This window comes from Bartonella rattaustraliani AUST/NH4 (assembly GCF_000312565.1).
Classification (GTDB): domain Bacteria; phylum Pseudomonadota; class Alphaproteobacteria; order Rhizobiales; family Rhizobiaceae; genus Bartonella; species Bartonella rattaustraliani.
In genome coordinates this window covers 1-7,908 of sequence record NZ_CALW02000092.1, presented here as the reverse complement: position 1 = coordinate 7,908, position 7,908 = coordinate 1, and the positions used below count along the sequence as shown (strand labels likewise).

Below are 7,908 nucleotides of genomic sequence, written 5' to 3'. Positions count from 1 at the left end.
GAAAAAACAATTATAATCAGAGTATTGTGATGGGATAAGCAGAGCAATGTGGGAATGGTATAGCGCGTCGGTGTAGGTGAGCACTACTGATTTGCAACATTCACATGCAGGAATAGCGGCTTATCAAACTATCGTCTAGGTACAGTTTGTTGAAAATGTTGCTTTGGGGAAAGATAAAGAATTTATATGAAAGCAATAAAAGCGATACTTTCTCCTCAGTATTGCTTCTTAAGGTGAGAAAAGTAGAGTCTTTCTTGTGAGGCTTAATATGGGGAAGATTTGGTTTCAAAATTTTGCTTTTGAGGAAAGGGTACTCATGTAAAACGGAATGCCACCCACGTTGCATGTTTACCATGCTTGTTTTAAAGAGACATGTCTGAGAAGTTCCTAAGCCCATTTCAGGGTGGTGTGGATGAATTGTATAATGATAAAGCCATTGTATACACTACTATCTTCACGTTGTTAAAGGGACAATTCAGCATTATCATTTTCTTTACCAGCTTGTGGTATATTTACCGATGCGTAGTGTATATTTATGCGCCTCATGAGATTGCAACAGCCCTTGTGTGAAGGCAGTTCATAAAAGGCATTTTTCCTCCTTTTCTCACGCATTTTATCCACATGCCAATCCCGCTGATAGTGTACAAGCCAAGTGAATAAAATTGATTTCATATAAAGTGGTTTGAAAGGGGAAATCTTACGGGTATTCGGGGTGGTGTCATTCAAGGTGAGGAGCGAAAATAATCATTATGAATCAATAAATTATCTCTTGTAGAAAAATGAATGGAAGGGGCATTTGCACCGTGCGGTCATTTTTTGTGCAACAAAAATGTCGGGAAAGCTGTTAAAAAAATTGGGAAAGTGTAGGACAATAAAGATGTTGGGTGGGCGAGGGCTGTTTGATGAAATGATCTATGAGGTTTGTTTACAATCTGCTGTAAAAATTGAAAAGATTGTCTTTTTTGTGAAAGCATGTTATCGGTCACTTAATGCCTTTTATTCAAAATTTCAGTTTCTGCCCTTTTTGATCATCTCGAAAAATTTGAAAAGAGCCTGTATGAGAGTGTCGCATGTTTTGTTCAACTTTTTTTAAAAATCGTGAAATCTATGGGCCGCTTTGTCTCGGTTTTGACCCTAGCCATAAGGTTTTGCAATCATGGAATTTAAGCTGTGATGATAAGGGGCTTAGGGATTTTTGTGATATTCTTTTGACTGCGGCTGTAGGCAACGTGGGGATTATCAAGCCGCAAGTCGCATTTTTTGAACTCTATGGTGTAGAAGGTTTACAGGTTCTCAAAGAACTTATCGAAAATGCACAAAAACAAGGTTTATTGGTTATTGCAGATGCAAAAAGGGGTGATATTGGTTCCACGGTTGAAGCTTATGGACAAGCTTGGTTGGGGTCAAACAGTGCGTTTAAAGCAGATGCTATAACCGTGAATGCTTTTCTTGGTTTTGAAGCGCTTTTGCCTTTGATAAAAACTGCGGAAGATACAGAAACGGCAGTTTTTGTGGTGGTGCAATCCTCGAATCCAGAGGGAAAAGACATTCAAAATGCGCGCATTGGTGATCAAACTCTTTCTGTTTATTTGGCACAGCATATTGATAACTATAATCGCCAATCTTTAGGCACACAGCATTCTGTTGGTCCCATTGGGGCTGTTGTTGGAGTAACATTGGGCGAGCAAGCAAAACACACCATCGAACAATTAAAAAACAGTTTGTTTCTTGTTCCAGGGATTGGTGCGCAAGGGGGAACAATCACACAACTGACACAGCAGTTTCCTCAAAGTTTGTGGCAGAATATTATTCCTTCCATTTCTAGGTCAGTTACGGATGCAGGGCCAGATATTGTTGCCTTAAAAACAGTGATAAAGAGCTTTGCAGAGCAGGCTCAAAGCACTCTTATGCCTTGAGGATTTTTGTCTATACTCTTTCTGAAAAGCTGCTCAAGAAGCGGTTTAGGAGGGAAGGGATGATCTCTAATGTTGTGATAGCCCTTACATGAAGGCAGTTCATGAGAGGTTTTTTCCTCCTTTCCTCGCTCATTTTACCTTTATGCCAATCCCGCTTATGGCTGACAGGTAAGTGAAAAAATGGATTCAAGAATAAGTAAGTTTGAAATGAGAGAATCTTACGGGTATTTGCGGTTGTGATTCGAAATGGAAGGCGAAAAATAATCCTTATGAATCAATGTGCTTATCAAAAATAAACAACGATTCTTAATGCTTTTGAAGATTTTTGTTTTTGAAGATGTCGCTGTTTGTCACTTTAATTTTGAGGAAGTAAACTCTTCAAAGTCTGTGGCAGAATATTATTCCTTCTATTTCCATGTCGGTTACGGATGCAGGACCAGATATTGTTGCCTTAAAAACAGTGATAAAGAACTTTGCAGAACAGGTGCAAAGCACTCTTATGCCTTGAGGATTTTTGTTTATATTCTTTCTGAAAAGCAGCTCAAGAAGCGGTTTCTTGGGGGAAGTGGTTTTGGATTATTCAAAACTGACTGCGACTCTTGGTGCTTTTGAAGGTGTCGCTGTTTCTCAGTTGGTGTTGAGATATAAAATGAAAGACTTAATAATCTTCGGGGCTCTCATTTAAGAGGAGAAATTTTCATCATAAATCTGTTCTCTCACAGATCATCTATGTTGATATTTCTCAGAGCGGGAAGACTATGTTTTCTTGAGAGGATTTTTATTATGAAGTTTCCAGGCGCTCTAGGATATAAACTGAAAGGGTGTGTGCGGCATGAAGTGCTAAACGCGCATGGCGAGGGAGGACATAGGACTCTTGAAGTTGTTGCTTTGATTTTCCATGTGCAGCACTTTCTTTATTTCTTAAAGCCATGATATTATCCACGACTTGGTTTAAAGCAGAGATGAGCCTTTTTACATTTTTGTTCTCTGGGTTTTGCTGCAACAACATATTGATTTATAATGATAATCTAGCGTTATTCATATTGAATTAGAACCCCGAATAACGTAAGATTCTCTCATTTCAAATCTCTCTATGTTGAATCAATCAAAATCACTTGCTTGCACGTCAAAAGCGGGGCTGGCGTATGGGTAAAAACTAGAGAAGAAAGGACTAAAAATGGCTCTTATGAACCGTCTTAATGCAAGGGCTGTCGCGACATTGGGGGCTGGCAAATATAATGATGGTGCCGGCTTGTTACTTCATAAGCGTAAAGATGGAGGTGCTCAATGGCTTTATCGCTATACCATTCACGGACGACGCCGTGAAATGGGATTAGGGGCTCTAAGACATGTTTCTTTAAAAAAAGCACGTGAACTAGCAAATCAATGGCGTTCTGTTTTACATGAGGGACGTGACCCCATTAAAGAACGTGAGAAACAAAAGCGTGAAGCAATGCGTAATCTTCATTATCTTAAAGACATTGCTTTAGAGACTTTTGAAAGCCGTAAAGCTGAACTCAAAGGCGATGGTAAAAATGGGAATTGGTTTTCACCTTTAAAAATGCATATTCTCCCCAAATTAGGTTGTCTACCCGTTTCAGAGATTACACAAACAGAGATACGTAATACCCTTGCCCCTATCTGGCATACAAAAGCAGGAACAGCAGAGAAAGCACTGAACCGTCTTAATCTTTGTCTCAAACATGCGGCTGCCTTGGGATTGGATGTTGATTTACAAGCAGCAGAAAAAGCACGGGCTCTCTTAGGTAAACAACGTCATAAAACGCAAAATAGACCTGCAATGGATTGGAAAGATGTGCCGGCTTTTTATCAAACACTTTGCCAAACAACAACCCTCACACAACTGGCTTTGCGTTTGCTTATCCTTACCGGCGTTCGCACCAATCCTTTGCGTCATATTCGTGAAGATCAGATTGAAGGGGATATATGGACTATTCCTGCTGAGAATATGAAAGGAAAACGTGATGCCACAACAGAATTTCGCGTGCCTCTATCAACAGAAGCATTAGACATTTTAAAACAAGCGCGCTCTCTCACACGCAATGAGTTCCTTTTTTCTGCTAGAGGTCGTGGTCCTCTTAACGAGTGTTCCATGTCACAATATATGAAAAAAAACTGGTCTTGATGCCTGCCCCCATGGTTTTCGCTCTAGTTTACGCAATTGGCTCGCTGAAACAACCGATGCCCCCTATGAGGTCGCTGAAACCATTCTAAGCCATACAGTAGGAGGACAAGTAGAACGCGCCTATCGTCGTACAGACTATTTAGAACAGCGCCGTGTCTATATGGATAAATGGACTGCTTATGTCACCGGTCAAACTTAAGATATGGGGTATTTTACCCCATAATCTGTGGATAACTTTTTCTCTCTCTTTTCTCATATTGTGTCATTAAGAATCATCAAGATTCAATATTAAAAACACATGATAAAAGACTGTTTTTTATAGATTAAATACCTTTTCAATGATTCAAGAATATGGTTAATAAGTGGTTATGATTTGTTTACAATTTATGTTCTGAAAGGATTTTTAAATAACCGAAAATGATACTCTTCTCACAGACCGTGAAAGTGCAAAATTGCTCCATATGAGCGTTTCAACATTCCGCCGTCATGTAACAAACGGTGTTTTACCAAAACCCTTAAAGTTTGGTTTTTTGTCGCGTTGGTTACAATCGGATCTTCACGGTGTGATAGAGAAAGCAAAAAACAACCGTAGCAACAACGCTGCATAAAAGAAAACCTTGTCACGTAAGGACGGACAAGGCTCTTCATTACTTACCGAATTATGAATAGCAAAATCCGTCCTGTGACGCAATAGCACGGATAAAAAAATGTATTCTTATACACATGCTGCGGGCATATCACATGCCCTTCCCATGATGATAGATTTCCTCGTTTATCTTTTACCCATGGTTTGATGGCGGTGCTGTGCATTTATGCCAAGCCAATGAAAAGCCCGTCTGACAATCGCAATGGACGTTGATGAGGCTGGTCGTAAAGCAGGTTACGCCATGGCTGCCCGTGCGCATGAATAAGGTTTTGATGTCTTTAATGAAGCAAACCCCTAAAGGGCTGACTTTTACCATTTTTCTCTTTTTTAAAAGGTCTATTAGTATGTTATACGATAATAAGATTTTAGATAATCAAGAGAATAAAACTCTCAATAATAAAACTCTCGTGAATGAAAACGATAATACCTCTTTACACAACAATGCTTGTTTAAAAGCCATTCCCTATGAAAAAGCATTGCAACAAAATGGTTGGGGGGAATTACAGTCAATCAAGGTTACTCTTTTACCCGTAGAGCCTTTTGCCCCTACACAAGATGATGCAAGTTCCTTTAAGATTAGGACGCTATATTTCTGATGTTTCAGATCGTCAACAATCCCCTGTCGATTTTGTTGCCGTTGCTACTCTCTGCGCTTTAGCTGCTGTGATTGGTAATGGCGTGCGGATTGCTCCAAAACAACATGATAATAATTGGAAAATTGTTCCTAATCTCTGGGGTGTTATTGTGGGGGAACCTTCGACCATGAAAACAGAGACCATGCAAGCCGCTTTAGAACCTCTCTTATGTCTTTCAAGAGGAATGGTATCAAGAGTGGGTAAAGAAGAAAAAACAGCAAGAAACAAAAGATATTCTTAGTGAATTAGATAAACGAGAAAAGAAAAAACAAGCCTATAAAGCACTCAAAGATCAAGACGAAGAACAAGCCCTTGCTCTTCTTTCACAAGCTCTTGAGCACAAAGAAAGTGAGGAAAATGACAGTTCTATAAAACGACGTCTTATCGTCAATGATGTCACGGTAGAGAAGCTAGGGGAATTGTTGAAAGAAAACCCCCGTGGACTCTTAATGGTGCGTGATGAATTTTCTGGTTTTTTAGCCAATATGGAAAGAAAGGAATATCAAACAGACCGTGCCTTTTATCTAACCGCTTTTAATGGAGATGATCAATTTACCTATGACCGCATAGGGCGTGGAACCATTTTTATCCCCCATGTCACTTTATCGATGATTGGAGGCATTCAACCCTCTCGCATAATTCCCATTCTTCAAGCCATGCACCGTGGAACAAACGATGATGGTTTGTTGCAACGCTTTCAAATGATTGTCTGGCCCGATGATAATAAAGAATGGCAATTGGTTGATCGAGCTCCCAATCAAGAGGCATGGCAAAAGTATGAAGGGGTGTTTCGCTCGTTTCGTGATAAACGATTAGGATCTCCAGAACATCCGCTGATCATGCGTTTTACTCCCAAAGCCCAAGTGACATTTTATGAATGGCTGGAGCATATTCATAAAGAGGTCAAAGGAGGTCATTTCTCGGAAAGTTTACAAGCGCATCTTTTGAAAATGCCTAAGACCATAGCAAGCCTTGCGTTGATTTTTGAACATCTTGACACGGGTCATTCTGAAATTGGATCATATGCCATTACAACAGCTTTGCGATGGGAAAAATATTTATTAAGTCATGCCAAACGTCTTTATGCGGCGGCGGATAGCTTAGCAACAGAGGGTGCAAACTTTCTTGTCAAACGCTGTGATTGTTTCCCTGATGTTTTTACGGCAAGAGATGTTTATAAACGTGATTGGAAGCTTTTAAAAAATAAAGAAACCATTCAACAAACTTTAGAGCTTTTATGCCGTTGTAACTATATTCGTGAAATCTCTGGAGACAAGTGCTCACAAGGTGGTCGACCTACCATACGTTATGAATGGCATCCCTTAGTGAAACGTCATAAGACATCACACTGAGGCAATTGGGAAATCTTAAAAACATTAAACAATATAACAGTGAACTCTCAAAGGACCTCCCCATCATTAGTTTTGGGGGTTTTGGGGGTTTTAGAAACCATCAAAACCTCTCTATAAAATACATCAAAATACTCATTCTGATATTTTAAAAGCCCATAGTACATTTGTCTTGATAACCCGTGAAACGATCAGTAAATTTCACTATTTTGCTGATCTTATCCCATGTCATGGGCTGTGGATAAAAAACCTTTTAAAACCCCTTTTGAAAAAATATCGGCTTTTTTAGCCGTTTTCTGCATTTTTTTCACAATTTGCTCAAAATGGATTTAATAGACTTCATTTTGATTCTTTTGAAGAGAATTAATCAATAAAATATATTGTTATGGAGTCTGTTCTTTATGTCTCACCCTCTTTATTCTGATAACAAACATGTTTCTTTACGCTCTCTCTTACAATCCTACCGTGATCAAGCGATATCAGAGCAAGAAAAGCAAGCTGCTTTTGAAAAGTTTGTCATTGCCTATTTGACGTGGGACCCGCTCCAAAAGCAAGAATACGAAAAGATTCAAACTTATAGAGAGGTCGCAGACGAAAAGGGTTGGAAAGGAAGCGATACAGACACCGATATTGATTTGGTCGCTAAAATTCGTGATCAGGATGATTACGTTGCTATTCGCTGTAAGTTTTATGAGACCAATCATCAGATTACCCAAGAGGATATTGAAAGCTTTATCGCCATTTCGAGTAAAAAGAGGTTTAAATACCGTCTTCTGATTGATAGCACGGAAAAAGATTTAAGCGACAATGCCAATACCATGATTGAAGGGCAAGCGGTTCCGGTTTATCGGATTAATCTCTTTGATATGGACCATAGTCCAATTGATTGGGGTATCTTTGACAAGACAGGCAACATTGTTCTTTACGAGCAAAGGAAGAAAAAGCTTTTAGATCATCAGAAAGCAGCGCTCAAAGCGGTTTGTGAAGGTTTAAAAGAAGCAGACCGTGGCAAGCTGATTATGGCATGTGGGACGGGGAAGACTTTCACGAGTTTGAAGATAGCAGAACACATAGCAGGAACAGGCAAGCGTGTATTGTTTTTGGTGCCTTCTCTTGCCTTGATGTCACAAAGCATCCGTGAATGGACGGCAGATGCACAAGTGCCCTTGCATTGCTTTGCGGTGTGTTCCGATAAGCAAATCGGCAAGCGCCGTAA

The 7,908-nt window shown here is 39.7% G+C and carries 4 protein-coding genes and 3 pseudogenes; 6 read left to right on the top strand and 1 reads right to left on the bottom strand.

The features are described from left to right. Positions 1 to 1,070 precede the first annotated feature (1,070 nt). Both pyrF and BN67_RS14345 read left to right on the top strand, forming a co-directional pair. The gene (gene pyrF, locus BN67_RS10730; RefSeq protein WP_019224078.1) at positions 1,071 to 1,916 is read left to right on the top strand and encodes an orotidine-5'-phosphate decarboxylase; all 846 of its coding nucleotides are present in this window, start codon (positions 1,071 to 1,073) and stop codon (positions 1,914 to 1,916) included. Between the two features lie 379 nt (positions 1,917 to 2,295). Next, positions 2,296 to 2,424 (top strand): annotated as a pseudogene (locus tag BN67_RS14345) (orotidine-5'-phosphate decarboxylase); the annotation flags it as partial. A gap of 273 nt (positions 2,425 to 2,697) precedes the next feature. On the opposite strand, the gene BN67_RS10720 reads toward BN67_RS14345, so the two are convergent. Then, positions 2,698 to 2,925, bottom strand: coding sequence for an abortive infection family protein (locus BN67_RS10720; protein ID WP_019224076.1), 228 nt, complete (start codon positions 2,923 to 2,925; stop codon positions 2,698 to 2,700). Positions 2,926 to 3,093: 168 nt separating this feature from the next. On the opposite strand from BN67_RS10720, the pseudogene BN67_RS13080 reads away from it, so the two are divergent. From BN67_RS13080 to BN67_RS12285, 4 genes and pseudogenes are all read left to right on the top strand, one after another. Next, a pseudogene (locus BN67_RS13080) lies at positions 3,094 to 4,261 on the top strand (tyrosine-type recombinase/integrase). A gap of 208 nt (positions 4,262 to 4,469) precedes the next feature. Next, positions 4,470 to 4,670, top strand: coding sequence for a helix-turn-helix transcriptional regulator (locus BN67_RS13910; RefSeq protein WP_019222130.1), 201 nt, complete (start codon positions 4,470 to 4,472; stop codon positions 4,668 to 4,670). Between the two features lie 382 nt (positions 4,671 to 5,052). Beyond that, a pseudogene (locus BN67_RS13075) lies at positions 5,053 to 6,695 on the top strand (YfjI family protein). Between the two features lie 398 nt (positions 6,696 to 7,093). Continuing rightward, positions 7,094 to 7,908, top strand: an 815-nt coding sequence (locus BN67_RS12285) for a restriction endonuclease (protein WP_019224072.1), incomplete at its 3' end; no start/stop codon positions are given.

Excerpts from the sequence above, each read along its gene's own strand:
- pyrF (WP_019224078.1), top strand. The coding sequence starts at position 1,071 with ATGTTTTGTTCAACTTTTTTTAAAAATCGTGAAATCTATGGGCCGCTT.
- BN67_RS10720 (WP_019224076.1), bottom strand. The coding sequence starts at position 2,925 with ATGTTGTTGCAGCAAAACCCAGAGAACAAAAATGTAAAAAGGCTCATC.